Annotated in this window: 17 protein-coding genes; 12 read left to right on the top strand and 5 right to left on the bottom strand. The window is 74.0% G+C overall.

Features of this window, described 5'->3' with window-relative positions; all coding sequences use genetic code 11:
* Window positions 1–34 precede the first annotated feature (34 nt).
* Window positions 35–757: a helix-turn-helix domain-containing protein gene (locus ACZ67M_RS13245; RefSeq protein WP_469850893.1), complete on the top strand. Its 723-nt coding sequence runs from the start codon at window positions 35–37 to the stop codon at window positions 755–757.
* On the opposite strand, the gene ACZ67M_RS13240 is transcribed toward ACZ67M_RS13245, so the two are convergent.
* Both ACZ67M_RS13240 and ACZ67M_RS13235 read right to left on the bottom strand, forming a co-directional pair.
* A complete protein-coding gene (locus ACZ67M_RS13240; RefSeq protein WP_382814552.1) occupies window positions 739–1317 on the bottom strand; it encodes a dihydrofolate reductase family protein in 579 nt (192 codons plus the stop codon). The genes ACZ67M_RS13245 and ACZ67M_RS13240 overlap by 19 nt on opposite strands.
* 107 nt (window positions 1318–1424) lie before the next feature.
* Window positions 1425–2741 (bottom strand): M14 family zinc carboxypeptidase, encoded by a 1317-nt coding sequence (locus tag ACZ67M_RS13235; protein WP_469851339.1) that lies wholly within the window; start codon window positions 2739–2741, stop codon window positions 1425–1427.
* A 276-nt stretch (window positions 2742–3017) separates the two neighbouring features.
* Here ACZ67M_RS13235 and ACZ67M_RS13230 point away from each other — a divergent pair, with 276 nt between their 5' ends.
* Together ACZ67M_RS13230 and ACZ67M_RS13225 are read left to right on the top strand one after the other, a co-directional pair.
* Window positions 3018–4190 carry a HesA/MoeB/ThiF family protein gene (locus ACZ67M_RS13230; protein WP_392234683.1) on the top strand — a complete coding sequence of 391 codons (1173 nt, stop codon included), beginning with the start codon at window positions 3018–3020 and terminating at the stop codon, window positions 4188–4190.
* Complete coding sequence (locus ACZ67M_RS13225; RefSeq protein WP_467319495.1) at window positions 4187–5443, top strand: hypothetical protein; 1257 nt, start codon at window positions 4187–4189, stop codon at window positions 5441–5443. The genes ACZ67M_RS13230 and ACZ67M_RS13225 overlap by 4 nt, the downstream gene beginning before the upstream one ends.
* A gap of 15 nt (window positions 5444–5458) precedes the next feature.
* Here ACZ67M_RS13225 and ACZ67M_RS13220 read toward each other — a convergent pair whose 3' ends face one another.
* Complete coding sequence (locus ACZ67M_RS13220; RefSeq protein ID WP_469850891.1) at window positions 5459–5959, bottom strand: DinB family protein; 501 nt, start codon at window positions 5957–5959, stop codon at window positions 5459–5461.
* Window positions 5960–6081: 122 nt separating this feature from the next.
* Complete coding sequence (locus ACZ67M_RS13215) at window positions 6082–6708, bottom strand: SAM-dependent methyltransferase (RefSeq protein WP_385800866.1); 627 nt, start codon at window positions 6706–6708, stop codon at window positions 6082–6084.
* 149 nt (window positions 6709–6857) lie between these two features.
* Here ACZ67M_RS13215 and ACZ67M_RS13210 point away from each other — a divergent pair, with 149 nt between their 5' ends.
* Together ACZ67M_RS13210 and ACZ67M_RS13205 are read left to right on the top strand one after the other, a co-directional pair.
* A complete protein-coding gene (locus tag ACZ67M_RS13210; protein ID WP_125492664.1) occupies window positions 6858–7430 on the top strand; it encodes a helix-turn-helix domain-containing protein in 573 nt (190 codons plus the stop codon).
* A gap of 53 nt (window positions 7431–7483) precedes the next feature.
* Complete coding sequence (locus tag ACZ67M_RS13205) at window positions 7484–9697, top strand: DEAD/DEAH box helicase (RefSeq protein ID WP_469850889.1); 2214 nt, start codon at window positions 7484–7486, stop codon at window positions 9695–9697.
* A gap of 7 nt (window positions 9698–9704) precedes the next feature.
* Here the strand turns inward: ACZ67M_RS13205 and ACZ67M_RS13200 are convergent, their stop codons facing one another.
* Window positions 9705–10637 (bottom strand): LysR family transcriptional regulator, encoded by a 933-nt coding sequence (locus tag ACZ67M_RS13200; RefSeq protein WP_385800870.1) that lies wholly within the window; start codon window positions 10635–10637, stop codon window positions 9705–9707.
* A 125-nt stretch (window positions 10638–10762) separates the two neighbouring features.
* Here ACZ67M_RS13200 and ACZ67M_RS13195 point away from each other — a divergent pair, with 125 nt between their 5' ends.
* From ACZ67M_RS13195 to ACZ67M_RS13165, 7 genes are all read left to right on the top strand, one after another.
* On the top strand, window positions 10763–11593 hold the full coding sequence (locus ACZ67M_RS13195) for an oxidoreductase (protein ID WP_469850887.1): 831 nt from the start codon (window positions 10763–10765) through the stop codon (window positions 11591–11593).
* Window positions 11594–11858: 265 nt separating this feature from the next.
* Entirely contained in the window at window positions 11859–13439 is a 1581-nt protein-coding gene (locus ACZ67M_RS13190) for a S8 family peptidase (protein ID WP_361352139.1), read from the top strand.
* A 246-nt stretch (window positions 13440–13685) separates the two neighbouring features.
* Window positions 13686–14900: a DUF4190 domain-containing protein gene (locus ACZ67M_RS13185; RefSeq protein WP_469850885.1), complete on the top strand. Its 1215-nt coding sequence runs from the start codon at window positions 13686–13688 to the stop codon at window positions 14898–14900.
* A gap of 147 nt (window positions 14901–15047) precedes the next feature.
* Entirely contained in the window at window positions 15048–15800 is a 753-nt protein-coding gene (locus ACZ67M_RS13180) for a GntR family transcriptional regulator (RefSeq protein ID WP_122616044.1), read from the top strand.
* A 523-nt stretch (window positions 15801–16323) separates the two neighbouring features.
* Window positions 16324–16515 (top strand): SPOR domain-containing protein, encoded by a 192-nt coding sequence (locus ACZ67M_RS13175; protein WP_361352133.1) that lies wholly within the window; start codon window positions 16324–16326, stop codon window positions 16513–16515.
* 42 nt (window positions 16516–16557) lie between these two features.
* Entirely contained in the window at window positions 16558–16980 is a 423-nt protein-coding gene (locus tag ACZ67M_RS13170) for a (deoxy)nucleoside triphosphate pyrophosphohydrolase (RefSeq protein ID WP_361352130.1), read from the top strand.
* A 133-nt stretch (window positions 16981–17113) separates the two neighbouring features.
* The gene (locus tag ACZ67M_RS13165) at window positions 17114–17524 is read left to right on the top strand and encodes an ATP-binding protein (protein ID WP_392099433.1); all 411 of its coding nucleotides are present in this window, start codon (window positions 17114–17116) and stop codon (window positions 17522–17524) included.
* Window positions 17525–17664 lie beyond the last annotated feature (140 nt).

Here is a 17664-nt window from a genome sequence, read left to right as displayed (position 1 = left end):
CGACGCCGGACCCCCTTGCGCGTATCCTGCCGCCGTGTCGCTGCGCTTTGAGACCCGTGGGTCCGACTCGTCGTGGGTCGACGCCGTGTGGACCTGCCGGAGTGAGCGGGTGACGGGGATGACGTCCGTCGCCGGGGTGCGCTGGGGGCTGGTCTTCTGGGAGCAGGGCGGGCGGGCGTTCGCCGGGGTGACCGGGCCCGGGACCCGGGCCGGTACGGCGCCGGTGCCCGAGGGGGCGCGGTTCACCGGGATCGAGTTCGCCGTGGGGACGTCGTTGCGGGCCGTGCCCGTGTCGGGGCTGGTCGACGGGGGTGTCGTGCTGCCCGACACCACGCGGCGGACGTTCCGGCTGGACGGAGGGCGCTGGGAGACACCCGGGGCCGATGACGCCGAGGCGCTGGTCGAGCGTCTGGTCGGGGACGGAGTGCTGGTTCGGGATCCGGTCGTCGCCGAGGTGCTCCGGGGGGCTCGACCGGACGTCTCCGGGCGTACGGTCGAGCGGCGGTTCCGGGCCGCGACCGGGCTGACCAGGGGCGCCGTGCGGCAGATCGAGCGGGCCCGCACGGCGGCGGAGCTGCTGGCGGCCGGGGAGCCGGCCGCCGACGTCGTCGGCAAGCTGGAGTACTTCGACGAGCCGCACCTGGCCCGGGCCCTGCGTGCCTATGTCGGGCGCACCGCCGGGCAGTTGCGCGACGGCGCCGGTGGTGCGATCGCCCTCGACCTGGATCGGCGCGCGGATCAGCGCCTGACGTCGTAGACCAGCTTCAGGATGCCGTTCGAGTAGCTCTGCGACTCCCGCAGCGTCAGCATCTGCTTGTCGCGGTCGGACCGGCCGAACAGGCTCTTCCCGGCACCGAGCAGCGTGGGGAAGACGAGCAGGTTGTACTGGTCGATCAGGCCCGCGTCCGAGAGCCGCCGGGCGAGTTCCGCGCTTCCGTGGATGAAGATCCCGCCTCCCTCGCCCTCCTTGAGCGCGGCGACGTCCTCGGTCGAGCGCAGGATGGTCGTCGGGCCCCACCCGTCGACGAGGGCGTCGTCGGACAGCGTGGTCGAGACGACGTACTTGGGCATGTCCTTGTAGGCGGCGTGGTCCTCCGAGCCGGGCCAGACCGGCGCGAACGCCTCGTAGCTGCGCCGGCCGAACATCAGCGCCGTCGTGTCGGCCAGCTCCTCGGCCTTCAGCGACCAGGCCTCCGGCACGAACTCGAGGTCCTTGAAGACCCAGCCACCGCTGCGGTGCCCCTCGCTCGGCCCGCCGCCGGGTGAGTCCACGACGCCGTCGAGCGACATGAAGCCGGTGTAGACCAAGTCACGCATGGTGGTGTCTCCTCTGGGCGGTCGGCGAGCTGTTGAGGCCACGTTAGAGGGCGGTCCGGGGGCTGGTCTTGGACAGAAACGACACGGGGGAGGTCCGGTCCGCTCTCCTACCGGGTGAGGGTCGTCCCCAGCGCGCTCTCGGCGGCCGCCACGACCGTCCGTGCCTGGAGTTCCACCTGACGGGACACGGGCACCCAGCGCAGCCGCAGCGCCTGCTCGAAGTCGTCGCACCACGCGGTGAACTGGCCGTGCAGCTCCCGGTGCAGTCCCGGGGCGGCCCGGTCGTCCGACGCGTCGAGCAGTCGCAGCAGGAGGCCCGCCGCGCGCAGTGGCTGGCGTCGGGCGACGACGTCGAGGGCACAGACCTCGGCCCTGGTCAGGGGCGCGGGACCGCCGGTGCGGGAGGCGTCGGCCGCCTGCCGGGCCAGCCGGGTCCAGGAGTCGGCGACCAGGTCGTACAGGTCGTCGGCCATCCACTCCAGTACGCGCCGGGGCGGGTCGTCCTCGGCCGGGGGCAGGAATCCGCGGGCCCGGTCGAAGACGGCGGTCACCCGTCGGCCGCTCTCGCGGACCAGCCCGGACAGGTCCCGCAGGACGTGTGCGGCCTCCGGATGCGGGGAGACGTCGTCGGCCAGGTCGGTGGCCCACATGGGCACTTCGACGATGGCCGTGAGCCCGCCGTACCGCTGGGGCGCGCACCAGGTGGACAGCCCGATGTTCTCGGACCCGGCCGCCAGGCGCGCGGCGCTGTCCGGCGGTGGCAGGACGTGGATCCCGGGAGCGGGGTTGTCCCAGTACAGGGCGTCGTACGTGCCGTGCTGGACCGGGATGCCGAGTTCGGCCGCGGAGGTGGTGAAGGGCGCGGCGAGTGCGGGGAGGTCGCGGGTCAGCTGGACCCAGGAGCCGCCCGCGTCGACGTTGTGCAGGGAGCACTGGAGGTGGGGCCGCAGCTCGTCGATGACGTCGAACAGGGCCCGGCTCTCGGGGAGTTGACGCGAGACGATCGGCGCCCACTCCGGCTGCTCCGCGGCCACCGGACGGAAGGCGGCCCGGTAGTAACCGGCCAAGGTGTGGTCGGGGCCGGCGGTCGCCGCCTCGACGCCGTCGCTCAGCGCGGCGCCGTCCGGGTCGAGGCACAGGACGATGTCCCAGGTGACGAGGGAGGGGTCGGTCGCCGCGGACCGCCCGTCCCCCCGCGCCACCCACTCGGCCAGTACCAGAGCGGTCGCGCCGCCCACCGGCTCGTCCGGGTGCGGCCGCGCGACCACCAGGACGTGGCGCGGCCCGTGCCCCACGGACAGCATCTCGATCGCTCGTCCGGCTCGGGACACGCCGATACGGCGCAGGCGGCAGGCCCCGGGGAACCGGGTGACCAGCCGCCGCGCCGACTCGGTGACCTCCGCGACCGTGGGGTAGCGGTTCATCGTGCGGTGCGTCGCCACGTTCGTCGCGGGGTTCATCGCGTACGGCTCCGCGTCGACTCGCGTGCCGGGTCAGGAACCGCCGTTGCCACCGCTGTCGCCGGTGGTCTCCTTCTTGTCCAGCGGACGGATCTCGATCTTGTTCGCCATGCCGTCTCCTCCCCGTGGGATCGTGGCGCACCGTGTCCGGTGTGCTCTTGTCAGCGTTCGCTCACCGGGTCACTGTTGTCAATGTCCGTTGTTGTCGGGGTGGTTGGGGCTGGCGAGATTGGCGCGAAAATGACGGTGCCCGCGATGCGGCGGCCCCGGATCAAGCCGGAGCACCGGGCCTACCGCACGGTGGACGGTCACGTACGGATCGGCAGCGTCGTCCACGGCATCGGCGCCGAGGTCCGCGACCCCGACGGCTGGGTGTGGACGCTGGTCGAGGCCATGGACGGGACGCGCGCCGCCACCGAGGTGGTCGCCGAGGTGGCGCGCCGCCACCCCGGACTCCGGCTGCCGGAACCGGACATCGCCCAGGCCATGGCGGACCTGACCGGGGCGGGGTACGTCGAGGACGCCGGCGCCGACCCGCCCGCGGAGCTGTCCGAGCGGGAACGCGAGCGGTACGGCCGGGGCATGACCCTCATGCGCTGGATGGACCTCACGCCCCGGCCGAGCGCCTGGGAACCGCAGCTGCTGCTGCGGCGGGCCCGGGTCCTGCTGGTCGGCGTCGGCGGCACCGGCGGCGCCGCCGCTCGGGACCTGGTGGCCTCCGGGGTGGGGCGGCTGCACTGCGTGGAACCGGACGTCGTCGAGCTGTCCAACCTCAACCGGCAGACCCTCTTCCGCGAACACGACCTCGGCAGGCCCAAGATCGACGCGGTACTCGCGTCGTTGCGCGCGCTGAACCCGGACACGACGGTCACCGGGGAGCGCCGCGAGGTGCGCGGCCCGGCGGACCTCGCGGACCTGCTGACCGGCCGTCCCACCGCCGGCGCCCGGTACGACGCGCTGCTGCTGGCCGCCGACCGGCCCCCCGCCATCCGCAGATGGGCCAACCGGGTCTGCCTCGCCTCCGGCACCGCGTGGGCCGAGGCGGGCTATCGCGGGCCCCTCGTCAGCGTCGGGGTCTTCACGCCGGGCCGGGGCGCCTGCTGGGAGTGCCTGCGCGATACCGAGATCGAGCGACGCGACCTGCGGCTCGCGCCCGGCCAGGACGAGGACGTCGCCTCACCCCGGATGCCGTGGAATCCGGCCAACGCGGTGACCGCGGGCCTCTCCGGCGGACTGCTGGCGCACGCCGCTCTGATGCTGCTGTGCGGCGTCCCGCGGATCGAGCCCGGATGCCGGTTCGGCCTCAACCTCATGCTGCCCGGCGACCCGGTCGAGCAGCGCGCGGAGCGGCGCCCCGACTGCCCGGCCTGCGGGGCGCGCCAGGCGGACGGCACCCCCACGGACCCCGCGTGACGGACACCGCCGCCGACGACCAGCCCCGGATCGACCCGTCGACCCGGGTCCGGCTGCACGACCTGGCGGTACGGCGGGACCGGGACGAGTGGATCGTCGGCCGCCTGAGCACCCGCACCTTCGTCGCGCTTCCGGCGGCCGGGGCGCGCGCGGTGGAACTCCTCGGCGAAGGATGCAGCGTGGCCCGTACCGCCCGGACCCTGCGTGCCGAGACCGGCGAGGAGTTCGAGGTCACGGAGTTCGTCAGGGATCTGACCGCGCTGGGCTTCGTGGCGCGGATCGGGGACCGTCCGGTGCCGGACGCGACCCCGCCGCGCGCGTCACTGCCGTGGCTGCGCCCGCACCGGGTCCGGCTCGCCCTGCACCCGGCGCTGCCGGTGCTCGTCGGCGTACTGCTGGCGGCGGCCGTCGTCGTCCTGTTCCGCCGGCCCGACCTGGTACCGGGCTACCGCGACCTGCTGTGGAGCCCGCACGGCAGCGTGGTGCTGCTCAGTGGGGCGGCGGCCGGGTGGACGCTGCTGCTCGCCCACGAGCTGGCCCATCTGGTCACCGCCCGTGCCGCGGGTGTGCCGGGACGGATGCGGCTGGGCACCCGGCTCCAGTTCCTCGTCATGCAGACCGACATCAGCGGCATCGAACTCGCCCCGCGCCGCCACCGGCTGACGGCCTACCTGTCCGGCATCGCCCTCAACCTTTCCGTCGCCGCGTCCCTGGTCCTTGCCCTCACCCTGACCGGCACCGGCACGACCGCCCACCGGCTGCTGGCCGCTGCCCTGCTGCTCGCCCTCCTGCCGCTGCCCTTCCAGTGCATGGTCTTCACGCGCACGGACCTCTATTTCGTCCTCCAGGACCTCACCGGCTGCCGGGACCTGTACGGCGACGGTCTCGCGTACGCCCGGTACCGGTGGCGGCGGCTGGTGAGGGCGGTGCGGGTCCGTCCTCGGTCCCCCCGGATCACCCGGGCCGACGATCCGAGCACCCGGCTGCCCCCGCACGAACGCCGGGCCGTGCGGATCTACAGCGTCGTCCTGGTGGCCGGCACGGCCGCCTGCCTGACGTTCATGGCCGTCGTCACGATCCCCCTCGACGTCGCCCTGCTGGTGCGGGCGGCGCGGGGACTGGGGCCGGGGCACGGCCTCGCCCGCAACGCCGACTCGGCCGCGGTGCTGGTGACGCTGGGCGGGATCAACGTCCTGTGGCTGGTCACCTGGTGGCGCAACCGCCGCGCCGCCGACCGCCGTACGCGCCGCTGAGCGCCGTCGCGCTGATCACCGCCCCGTCGCGCCGTCGATCAGCTCGCGCAGGATGTCCGCGTGCCCGGCGTGGCGGCCGGTCTCCTCGATCATGTGGGTGAGGGCCCAGCGGACGCTGGGGGCGGGCTTGCCGGGCGGGTGCCGGGGGAGTGGCGCGGCGAGGTCGGCGCAGGTGTCGAGCACCCCGTTCGCGCGCTCGACGGCTTCCCGGTAGCGGGCGACGACCTCGGTGACGCCGTCCTCAGGCGCGGCCCGGAACGTCGCTTGCCAGTTCCGTACCTCCGCGCCGAGGAAGAGCGCGCGCTCGACGTGGGTCAGGTGGTGGAGCAGGCCGAGCAGATTCGTGCCGGACGGCACGGCGGCGGTACGGACCTGGGGCTCGGGGGTGCCTTCGACCTTGCCGGCGACCGAAGTCCGGAGGTAGTCGAGGAACCCGCGCAGGGTCTCGGCCTCACTGCCTCCGGTCCGGGGCGGCGGGGCGTCCCGGCGACGGGCGCGTCGAGTGGCGGGGGGCATGGTGACCTCCTTCGTCGGGGTGGGGCGACCGACCGTTCCCGGCCGCTCGGTCGGGGCGTCGCCCGGTCGGACCTCTCTCCGTCGGGTGTCGCCCGGTCAGGCGTGGCGTCTCCGCCGTCGCGTCAGGCGGCGCGCCGGACGAGCAGGACGTGGTCGACGACCTCGGCGGTGCGGCCGCCGGGGCCGGTCGCGCGGCGGCGCGGGGAGTCGGCCCGTTCGACCGCGTACGCCGCCGGGTCGAGGCCGATGTCCGCCGCGACCTCGCGCGGGCCCGGGTACCGGGCGTCGGGGTCCTGGTTCCACGACCACGGCGCGGTCGAGCCGTGGTCGACGACCAGCAGCCGCCCGCCCGGACGCAGCGCGTGTGCTGCGGTGCGCAGGAGCGCCGCCCGGTCCAGGTCGAAGGGTGTGTGCAGGTAGTGGGCGCAGACCAGGTCGAACCGGCCCTCGGGGAAGGACGCGCGCAGGTCGTGCCGTTCGGCGGTGACCAGGTGGCCGAGGCCCTGCGCGCGGGCCTGCGCGGCGAGCCGCTCGGTCGCCACCGCCGAGATGTCGACGGCGGTGACCCGCCAGCTCCGCCGGGCCAGCCACAGCGCGTCGCCGCCGTTGCCGCACCCCAGGTCCAGCGCGTCGCCGGGCGGCACCTCGGAGACCGCCTCGACGAGCCGGTGGTTCGGCCGCGCGTCGTTCGCCGCGGACCGGGCCGCGTAGAGCCCATCCCAGAACGTGACCTCGTCGGTGGCGCTCATCGGAACTCCTTCCTCTCGTGACGTGACGCTCGTGCCGTGATGCTCGTGCGGTCACGCTCGTGTCGTCACGCTCGTGCCGTGATGCCGCCAGTCTCGGCGGGCCCCCGGCCGTCTGGCACGAAAACTTGCCGTTGTGGCAAGGTGGCCGGATGGACGCCGGAACGGACGAGGTACTCGACGCGGTGGGCCCGAGGCTGCGCGCGCTGCGCCGGGACCGGGGCATCACCCTGGCCCACCTCGCGACGGCGACCGGGGTGTCGGAGAGCACCCTGTCGCGGCTGGAGAGCGGACAGCGCCGGGCCACCCTGGAGCTGCTGCTGCCGCTCGCGCGGATCTACGACGTCCCGCTGGACGACCTGGTCGGCGCCCCGCGCACGGGTGACCCGCGGATCCACCTGAAGCCCGTCCGGCGCTTCGGCATGGTCTTCGTGCCGCTGTCCCGGCGGCCCGGCGGGACCCAGGCGTTCAAGATGATCATCCCGAGCCGGCCGGCGCCGCTCGAACCGACCCCGCAGACGCACGAGGGCTTCGAGTGGCTGTACGTGCTGAGCGGCCGGCTGCGGCTGCTGGTCGGGGAGCGCGACCTGACGCTGTCCTCCGGTGAGGCCGCCGAGTTCGACACGTCCCTGCCGCACTGGCTGGGCAGCGCCGACGGCGGCGCGGTCGAACTGCTCGTCCTGTTCGGGCTGCAAGGAGTGCGCGCGCATGTGCACAGCGGCTGAACGGCGGGCCGGGGGAACGGCCGGGGAGCGGCCGGGAGGGGGCGCGGTACCGGATGGGGCGCGATGAGCGGGAGGCGGTCGCACGCGGCACCCGGCTGCACGAGGCGGCCCGGTCGCTGGCCGGTGACCACGAGCGGGCCGTCGACGCCGTCCGGGCGGCGCTGAAGCCGCTGCACGCCGAGGCGGTGGAGCAGGCCCTCGACACCATCCCCGTGGCCCGGTTGCAGGACGTCACCGGCGGGCGGCTGCGGCTCGGCGCCGTCGAGAAGAGCGGCCTGGGCACGGTCCGCGCGGTCCTGGACGCGGGCCCCTACCGGTTGCGGCAGATCCCCGGCGTGGGACAGCGCACCGTCGACCAGATCGTCGCCGCCGCACGGCAGTTGGCGGAGGCGGCCGGAGAGGCCGCCGCCGTGCACCTGGACGTGGACCGGCCCGAACCGCGCACGACCGCCCTGGTCGCCGCCCTGCACGTGCTGGTCGGGGCCGGCCCCGAGGCGCGGCGCGCGCTCGACGCGGCGGCCGGGCTGACACGGCGGCTCGGCCCGCTGCTGGCCGACGCCCGTCCGGCCGCCGGGCGGATCGGGCTGCTGCTGGCCGGGCGGGCGAGGAAGGCCCGCGCGCTGGAGGCCGTGGCGGAGATCCGGTCCGTCACCGAGGAGGCCGAGCGGGCGGACATGCCCGGACTGCTGGCCCAGGCCTCGGTGGACCTGCTGCGCGGACCGGCGGGCGACCTCGCGGCCTGGACCGACTTCGAGCTGCGCTCCGCCGAGTACTACGGCGTGCTGGGCGAGATCGCCGGACACGCCTCCGACACCGCCGCTGCCGAGGGGTTCCTGCCCGACGACATCGCCGAGCGGGTCCGCGGACTGCGGCTCGACGACTCCCGGCGCCGGGTCTCCCTGCGCGGCTACCAGGCGTTCGGCGCGCGGTTCGCCCTCGCGCGGCGCCGGGTGATCCTCGGCGACGAGATGGGACTCGGCAAGACCATCCAGGCCATCGCGGCCCTGGCGCACCTCGCGGCCGGCGGGCACACGCACTTCCTGGTGGTCTGCCCGGCGAGCGTCCTGGTCAACTGGACGCGCGAGATCGAGGCCCGCAGCACCCTGCCGGTCCGCCCGCTGCACGGGCCCGACCGGCAGGACGCGTTCGCCGACTGGCGGGAGCGGGGCGGGGTCGCCGTGACCACCTTCGACTCCCTGCGCGGGTTCCCGGACCCGGGCGGCGACGGGCCGGACGGCGCCGGGCCGCTCGCGCCGGCGATGCTCGTCGTGGACGAGGCGCACTCCGTGAAGAACCCGCAGGCCCTGCGGTCGCAGGCGGTCGACCGATGGGCCGGCCGGTGCGAGCACGTCCTGTTCATGACCGGTACGCCGATGGAGAACCGGGTCGCCGAGTTCCGCAACCTGGTCCGGATGCTCGACCCCGCGCTGGCGGACCGGCTGGAGGGCGGCACCGGGCTGACCGGCTCGGTCGCCTTCCGCAAGGCGGTCGCCCCCGTCTACCTGCGCCGCAACCAGGAGGACGTGCTCACCGAACTGCCCAGCCTCCAGCACACGGACGAGTGGGAGGAGCTGAGCGCCGCCGACGAGGACGCCTATCGGGAGGCCGTGCGCGAGGGCAACTTCATGGCGATGCGCAGGGCCGCGTACGCCCGCCCCGAGAAGTCCGCCAAGCTCGGCCGGCTCCGGGAGATCGTGCGGGAGGCAGGGGAGAACGGGCTGAAGGTCGTGGTCTTCTCGAACTTCCGGGACGTCCTGCGCGTGGTCGAGGACGCCCTCGGCGCTCCCGACGGCGCGGAACCCCGTCCGTACGGACCGGTGTTCGGCCCGCTCACCGGCGCGGTGCCGCCCGCCCGCAGGCAGGCGCTCGTCGACGCGTTCACGGCGGTGTCCGGCCCGGCGGTGCTGCTGGCGCAGATCCAGGCGGCCGGGATCGGGCTCAACATGCAGGCCGCCTCGGTCGTGGTCGTGTGCGAGCCCCAGATCAAGCCGACCATCGAGCACCAGGCGGTCGCGCGGGCCCACCGCATGGGCCAGGTCAGGCCGGTGCGCGTGCACCGGCTCCTCGCCACCGGCGGGGTGGACGAGCGGATGGTGCGGCTCCTGGAGAAGAAGACCCGCCTCTTCGACGCCTACGCCCGGCGCAGCGCGGTGGCCGAGGCGACGCCGGACGCCGTGGACGTGTCGGACACCGACCTGGCGCGCAGGATCGTCGAGGAGGAACAGGCCCGCCTGGGCGTGCACGACGAACACAGCGCGACGTCCTGAATACCCGTCACCCTGCCGCGTCGCCGGCCCGCACCCTCCGGTACGCCTCCAGGTAGCCCCGCACCAGGGGCCGCCCCTCGTCCTCCCGGCGCCGGGCCAGGGCGTAACGGCTGGGGCCCAGGCCGCGGACCGGGCGGGTGGTCACGCCCCCGAGGGTGATCAGCGGAGCGTTGCCCGTGGCCACGAGGCAGATGCCGAGGCCGGCGACCAGCGCCTCGTACGTCTCCTCCGTGCCGGCGATCTCCGCGCCGATGCGCGGCGGCCGGGCGGCGGCACCCCCCAGGGCCCGCCGTTCCTCCAGCGCCAGCCAGAAGTCGCGCAGCACGCCCGCCTCCGGCGGCAGGGCGAGGAACGGCTCGTCGGCCAGGTCGGCGAAGTCGAGTACCGGGCGCGCGGCGAGAGGATGGGTCTCGGGGAGGGCGACCAGCCGGGGCTCCTCGGCGACCACCGTCCAGGCGTAGCGGTCGGCGTCGGGCAGCGGCAGCCACACGTACGCGACGTCGGCCGTACCGTCGGCGAGACCCGCCGTCGGGTCCTCCCAGCGCGTCTGCCGCAGCCGTAACAGCGCCTCCGGGTGGGCCGCCGCGAAGCGGGAGCGGACGGACGGCAGCAGACCGTCCCGGCCGGGGCTGGTGCTCATGCCGACCACCAGGGTGCCGCGCCGCGCGGCCCGGACCGCCTCCACCGCGGCCGCGCCCTCGCCCCAGCCGGCCAGCACCCGCCGGGCGTGCGGCAGCAGCGCGGCGCCCGCCTCGGTGAGCGACACGCCCCGCGGCTCACGGCGGAACAGTTCGGCGCCCAGCTGCCGCTCCAGCGCCCGGATCTGCTTGCTCAGCGCCGGCTGGGACACGTACAGCCGCTCCGCGGCCCGCGTGAAGTGCAGTTCCTCGGCCACCGCGGTGAAGTAGCGCAGCTCCCGCACGTGTACGTCCGTCGTCATGCCCGTTGGTTATCAGCGTGGGTCTTGGACGGGCAACCGGGTTTCCCGGCAGGGTGGTTGGCGGTTGCAGGGATGCGACGGACGCGAGTGGCGGACGAGTACGGACGAGTGACGAGGGAGTCGGCATGAACAAGGTGTGGCTGGTGACCGGTGCGAGCAGCGGCTTCGGGCGGGCGATCGCCGAGGCGGCCCTGGCCGACGGCGACGTGGTGGTCGGCGCGGCGCGGCGCCCCGAGGCGCTCGACGACCTCGTCGCCGCGCACCCGGACCAGATGGAGGCGCTGCGCCTGGACGTCGCCGACACGGCCGCCGCCGGGGACGCCGTGCGGGACGTGGTGGCGCGGCACGGACGGATCGACGTCCTCGTCAACAACGCGGGCCGGACCCACGTCGGTGCCTTCGAGGAGACCGGCGAGGAGGAGCTGCGGGCACTGTTCGACGTGCACGTCTTCGGGCCGGCCGCGCTGACCCGGGCCGTGCTGCCGCACATGCGGGAGCGGCGCTCGGGCGCGATCGTGCAGATGAGCAGCATGGGCGGACAGATGTCGGTCGCGGGCTTCTCGGCCTACAGCGGCACGAAGTTCGCGTTGGAGGGGATGTCCGAGGGGCTCGCGGACGAGGTCCGGGAGTTCGGGATCAAGGTGCTGATCGTCGAGCCGGGCGCCTTCCGGACCAGCCTGTTCGCGGCCGACAACGCCGGGACCAGCGCGGACAGCGGTGTGTACGCCAAGGTCGGCGAGACCCGCGGGATGGTGGCCGGCGGCGACGGCAGCCAGCCCGGTGACCCCGCCAGGGCGGCGGCCGTCATCCGCGCCGCCCTGGCGGCCGAGCACACCCCGCTGCGCCTGCCGCTCGGCGACGACGGGGTCGGCGCGGTCCTCGGCCATCTCGACCAGGTGCGGGCGGATGTCGAGGCGTGGGAGAAGCAGACCCGGGCCACGGCGTTCGAAGACTGAGCGCCGACCGAAATCCGACTGTCTGCCGACCGAAAGCCGACTGAGCGCCGGGTGCCCCGGTCGGCGGGTCGGGCGCTCAAACGATTCAGGGGCCCGCACATCCGTGCGGGCCCCTTGTGCAATTCCTCTGGAAGCCTCAATCTTTCGGCTGACGCACCAAAACCGCCCCAGATTGACATGGTCATGACCCAGTGGCCTCCGGGGGGCGGTCTGCTCGGCGTGCACGAACCCCACCACGCACCACCGACTGAGGAGGACCCCTCACATGGCAGTGCTGCGTCACAACCCCCCTCGCACCAACCGGCGAAGACTGTCCGCCGTCGGCGCCGTGGCCACCGCGGCCCTCGCCGCGAGCCTCGTCTCCGCGCTCCCCGCCACCGCGGCGGAGGGCCACGTCCAGTACGCGGACGCGGCGAACGCGGTCGCCGGCAGCTACATCGTGACCCTGAAGGCGGACGAGGCGAAGTCCGGCTCCGCCGAGGGCCGCGCGCTGGCGAAGAAGTACGGCGCCGACATCGAGCGCACCTACACCAAGGCGCTGAACGGCTACGCGGTCGAGGCCTCCGAGACCGAGGCGAAACGTCTCGCCGCCGACCCGGCCGTCGCCTCCGTCGTCCAGAACCGCACCTTCCACGTCACCGGAACCCAGCCCAACCCGCCGTCCTGGGGCCTGGACCGCATCGACCAGCGCAACCTCCCGCTGAACAGCTCGTACACCTATCCGGCGAGCGCCGGTCAGGGCGTGACGGCGTACGTCGTCGACACCGGCGTCCGCATCACCCACAGCGACTTCGGCGGCCGCGCCTCCTACGGCTACGACGCCATCGACAACGACAACACCGCCCAGGACGGCCACGGCCACGGCACCCACGTCGCCGGCACCGTCGCGGGCAGCGCCTACGGCGTGGCCAAGCAGGCCAAGATCGTCGGCGTCCGCGTGCTCGACAACTCGGGGTCCGGCACCACCGCCCAGGTCGTCGCCGGCATCGACTGGGTCGCCCGCAACGCGGTCAAGCCGGCCGTCGCCAACATGTCCCTCGGCGGCGGCGCCGACAGCGCCCTCGACACGGCCGTGCGCAACGCCATCGCGTCCGGCGTCACCTTCGTCGTCGCGGCCGGCAACGAGTCCACCAACGCCTCCACCAAGTCCCCGGCCCGGGTGACCGAGGCGATCACGGTCGGCGCCACCACGTCGAGCGACGCCCGCGCGAGCTACTCCAACTACGGCTCGGTCCTCGACCTGTTCGCGCCGGGCTCGTCCATCACCTCCGCCTGGAACAGCGGCGACTCGGCCACGAACACCATCTCCGGTACGTCGATGGCCAGCCCGCACGTGGCCGGCGCAGCCGCGCTCCACCTGGCCGACCACCCCACGGCCACGCCCGCGCAGGTCGCGACCGCGCTGACGTCCGCCGCCACGACCGGCGTCGTCTCGAACCCGGGCAGCGGCTCGCCCAACCGCCTGCTGTACGTCGGCGACGGCGACACGCCCCCGCCGACCGGGGACCGCTTCGAGAACACCGGCGACTACACCATCCGGGACAACGCCACCGTCGAGTCCCCGGTCACCGTCTCCGGCGTCTCGGGCAACGCCCCCTCGGCGCTCGCCGTAGAGGTGAACATCGTCCACACCTACATCGGTGACCTCCAGGTCCAGCTGGTCGCCCCGGACGGCACGGCGTACACCCTCAAGGGGTACGGCACCGGCGGCAGCGCGGACAACATCAACACCACGTACACCGTGAACGCCTCCGCGGAGTCCGCGAACGGCACGTGGAAGCTCCGCGTCAGCGACAACGCGTCGTTCGACACCGGGCGGATCGACGCCTGGGCCCTTCAGTTCTGACGCGTTCCGACGGAGTTCTGACGGTGCTCTGACGGCAGCTCGGTGCACGAACTCGTCCTCGCGGCGGGGCTTCGGGTCGGCGACCCGGCCCGCCGCGAGGACGAGGTGCGAACGCCGGAGAGCGGCGCGGAGGCCGGGGCGGCGGTCGCTTACCATGCGCTGAGTGATCGGCCGGCCACCGCGTGGGGCCCGGCCGCAGTTCCGCGGCGCCTTCGCGTCACCGTCCGAAACAGGAGCACGGTTCACGTGTCCATACCGCCGCCGCCCGGGCCCCAAGGGCCCCATTCCCAGGGGCCGTACCCGCCGGGACAGCAGCCGCCGCCGGGGCCGTACCCGGCGCCTCCGCATCCGTACCCGGGTGCCTGGGGGCATCCGGGGCATCTTGGGAACCCCTACGGGCCCTACGGGGCGTACCCCGCGCGGCCGTCGGTCAACGGGCTCGCGATCGCCGCCTTCGTTCTCGGTGTCCTGTGCTTCGTGCCGGCGGTCGGGCTCGTGCTGGGTCTGGTCGCGCTGGCGCAGATCAGGAAGCGGGGTGAGCGCGGCAAGGGGTTCGCCGTGGCCGGTTCCGTGCTGTCCTCCGTGGGGCTGGTCCTGTGGGCCGTCTCGCTCGCCACGGGTGGCGCCGCCGACTTCTGGGACGGCTTCCGGGACGCCGCACGCGGCGAGGGCACCGCCTACGGCCTGGCGAAGGGCCAGTGCTTCACCACCCCCAGCGGCTCCCTCCAGGGCGTGACGTACGACGTCGACGAGGTGTCCTGCGACAAGGAGCACGACGGCGAGGTGTTCGCCACCTTCGAGCTGCCGGGCGGCTCGTTCCCCGGCGACGCGGAGATCACACGGGCCGCGGACGACCGGTGCTACGCCCTCCAGGACGCCTACGCGATGGACCGGTGGGCGCTGCCGGCCGACGTCGACGTGTACTACCTGACCCCGACCTCCGAGAGCTGGCGGACCGGCGACCGGGAGATCACCTGCCTGTTCGGGAACTCGGACGAGCAGGCCACGCTGACCGGATCGCTCCGCAACGACGGCGCCGGACTCGACCCGGACCAGCACACGTACCTGCTGGCGGAGGGGTACCTCAACCGGGCGATGGACGAGGTGCCCGACGCGGAGGCCGTCGAGGACGACTTCGCGGGCTACCGGGTCTGGGCGGGGCAGGTGTCGGAGGCGCTCAGGGGCGAGGTCGCGATGCTCGACCGGCACGACTGGCCCGCCGGCGCCGACCGTCCCGTCGCCGAACTGGTCGAGGACCTAGAGGCGGCGCAGAAGGAGTGGGCGCTGGCCGCGAAGGCCCCCGACGCCGACGCCTACTACGAGCACTACGGCAAGGGCTACGACCTCGTCGTCGCCGACACCACGGTCACCGCCCGCAAGGCTCTGGGACTGGCCACCACGTCTCCGGAGTACGGGAGCGGTGGCGACGGCGGCGGGGGCGACTCCGGTCTGGAGGTGTGACCGCTCCTATAACGGGGAGAAAGTGCCTGCGTAAAGCCCTCGGGCGGCACAAGTCATCACATCGAGTGATTCTCTGGCCTTTGCTTGCCTGGCACAACCTACGGTTGCCACGCTGTTGCTGTCTGTACAACCTGATGGGAGCGGCCAGTGACATTCGGTGAGCAGCCGGCGTATCTGCGCGTCGCGGGTGATCTCCGCAAAAAGATCGCCGACGGCCTGCTGCCGCCCCATACCCGCCTGCCGTCGCAGGCGCGGATCCGCGAGGAGTACGGCGTCTCGGACACCGTCGCCCTGGAGGCGCGCAAGGTGCTGATGGCCGAGGGGCTGGTCGAGGGCCGCTCCGGTTCCGGGACGTACGTGCGCGAGCGGCCCGTGCCCCGCCGCGTCGCCCGCTCCGGATACCGGCCGACCGGCGGCGCCACCCCCTTCCGGCAGGAGCAGGCCGACGGCGACGCGCACGGCACGTGGGAGTCGCGCAGCGAACAGGCCGAGGCGAGCGTCGCCGTGGCCGAGCGGCTCGCCATCAAGCCCGGCGACCGCGTGATGTGCACGCGGTACGTCTTCCGGGAGGCGGGCGAGGCCATGATGCTCTCCACTTCCTGGGAGCCGCTCGACCTCACCGGCCGCACGCCCGTGATGCTGCCCGAGGAGGGGCCGCTCGGCGGCATGGGCGTCGTCGAGCGGATGGCCGCGATCGACGTGGTCGTCGACAACGTCACCGAGGAGGTCGGCGCCCGCCCCGGCCTCGCCGAGGAGTTGCTCGCCCTCGGCGGTGTCCCCGGACATGTGGTCCTGGTCGTCCAGCGCACGTTCTACGCCTCGGGCCGCGCGGTGGAAACGGCCGAGGTGGTCGTCCCCGCCGACCGGTACCGGGTCGCCTACCACCTGCCGGTGAGGTAGCGCCCGCTTCCACCGGCAGGCGCCGCCCGCCCGCCCGTCCGGCGCTCGCGGTCCCGGCCGTCAGCCGACGACGGCAGCCCGTAACCCGATGGCGTCCCCCGTCCGCCCCCCCCGGCGGCGCCCCCGTTCGGCAACCAGCAGCGCCGCCGGGCGAGTTGGGGCGCCCCATGGGGGTGTGAGATGGCGCACGCCTCCCGTGCGCCTCCCGCGCCCCTTTCCCGTGCCCTTCGGCCCTTCCGGCCGCCCGGTCCCGCCCTCCGGGCGGCGTATGAATCCGGTCAATCCGGTCGTTCCCGCAGGTGGTCTCCCTTGGCCCCGGCATGCCTCCGACCGGACGCATCGGGGCGCGGAGACGGCGCGTTCCGCATCGTGCGCCCCCTGCGTTCTGGCTGGTTGCGTACCTCTTTGTGCAAAGCCGTATTCGCTCCGTGAAGGTTGGGCGTAGGCTCGGGCATATGCGGATCGGGGTTTCCTTGGCGGGTGGGGCGCGGCGGGAGCCGCGGGCGGGAAGTGGAGGGGCGCGATGAACGACAGCACGGTCACTCTTCCCTGGCTGGTCTTCCGGCAGGACGACAACGGCAATCGCTACCGCGTGGGCAGGTACGCGACCCGGGCCGAGGCCCAGAAGATCGCGGACACCCTCGACGGCCGCGGCCACAAGCAGCTCTACTGGGTCGAGCGGCTCGGGGCGAACGGGAAGGGCGGGGTGGACTGACCGGGCCGACGAGCCCGGCCGGCAGCCCGTAGGCTCCGGCGCATGACGGAACGGATCGTGGTGGGCGCCGCCCTGGTCGACGGCGGACGCCTGCTCGCCGCGCGCCGCAGCGCGCCGGCCGAACTGGCCGGGCGCTGGGAGTTGCCCGGCGGCAAGGTCGAGGCGGGCGAGACGCCCGAGGCCGCCCTCGTGCGGGAACTGCGCGAGGAACTGGGTGTGGCGGCCGAGGCCGGGGAGCGCGTCCCGGGTCAGTGGCCCCTGAGATCGCCCTTCGTCCTGCACGTGTGGACCGCGCGGCTCCTCCCCGGTTCCCCCGGCCCCGAACCCCTTGAGGACCACGACGCCCTGCGCTGGCTGACGCCCGCCCGCATCTGGGACGTGCCCTGGCTCGACCAGGACGTGCCGGCCGTCGAGCGGGCGCTCGCCCACCTGGGGCTGAGCGCGACGGACACGCGGCGTGCGTGAACGGGCCGCCATGAGCGCCCCGCACGCCGTTCGTGACACAGTGCGCCCTCCCGAGCGGTACCGAGCCCGAATCCCGGGTATGTGCCCATTAACCCCATGAAACCGGACATGGGTGGGGATCGCCGGCCAGGAAGTGAGCGGCGTGATCGACAGCGAGGGCGGCCGCGCGGAGTGGGTCTTTCCCGCGGTGCCGGACGCCGTGCGGACCGCCCGGCGGCAGGTCCGCGGCGCCCTGCGCGAGTGGGACCTCGACTGTGTCGGCGACACCGCCATCCTGCTGGTCAGCGAACTGGTGACCAACGCCCTGCGGCACGCCACCGGCCCCATAGGCGTCCGCCTGCTCCGCCGCCCCGCCGCACCGCCCGGGATCCTGCTGGTGGAGGTCTCCGACCCGCTGCCCGACCCGCCGCGCGAGCGCGTCGCCCGTCCCGAGGACGAGGACGGGCGCGGTCTCCAGCTGGTGGCATCCTCCGTGCACCGCTGGGGCACCCGGGCCGGGGACACGGGCAAGACGGTGTGGTTCGAACTCACGCTCCCGGGATGACGGAACGGCTACAACTGGTTCAGGCCAGTGGCAGTTGTGGAACAGCGTGATTCGATGCCGTGTCCGCTGGTTAGAAGACTGGAAGTGTTGGCGCGGTCCGGACCGAAAACCATCGGGACCGTGCTGTGATCGTGAACACC

The organism is Streptomyces sp. NPDC107500 (assembly GCF_055582785.1).
This window is presented reverse-complemented; position numbering and strand designations above follow the sequence as displayed.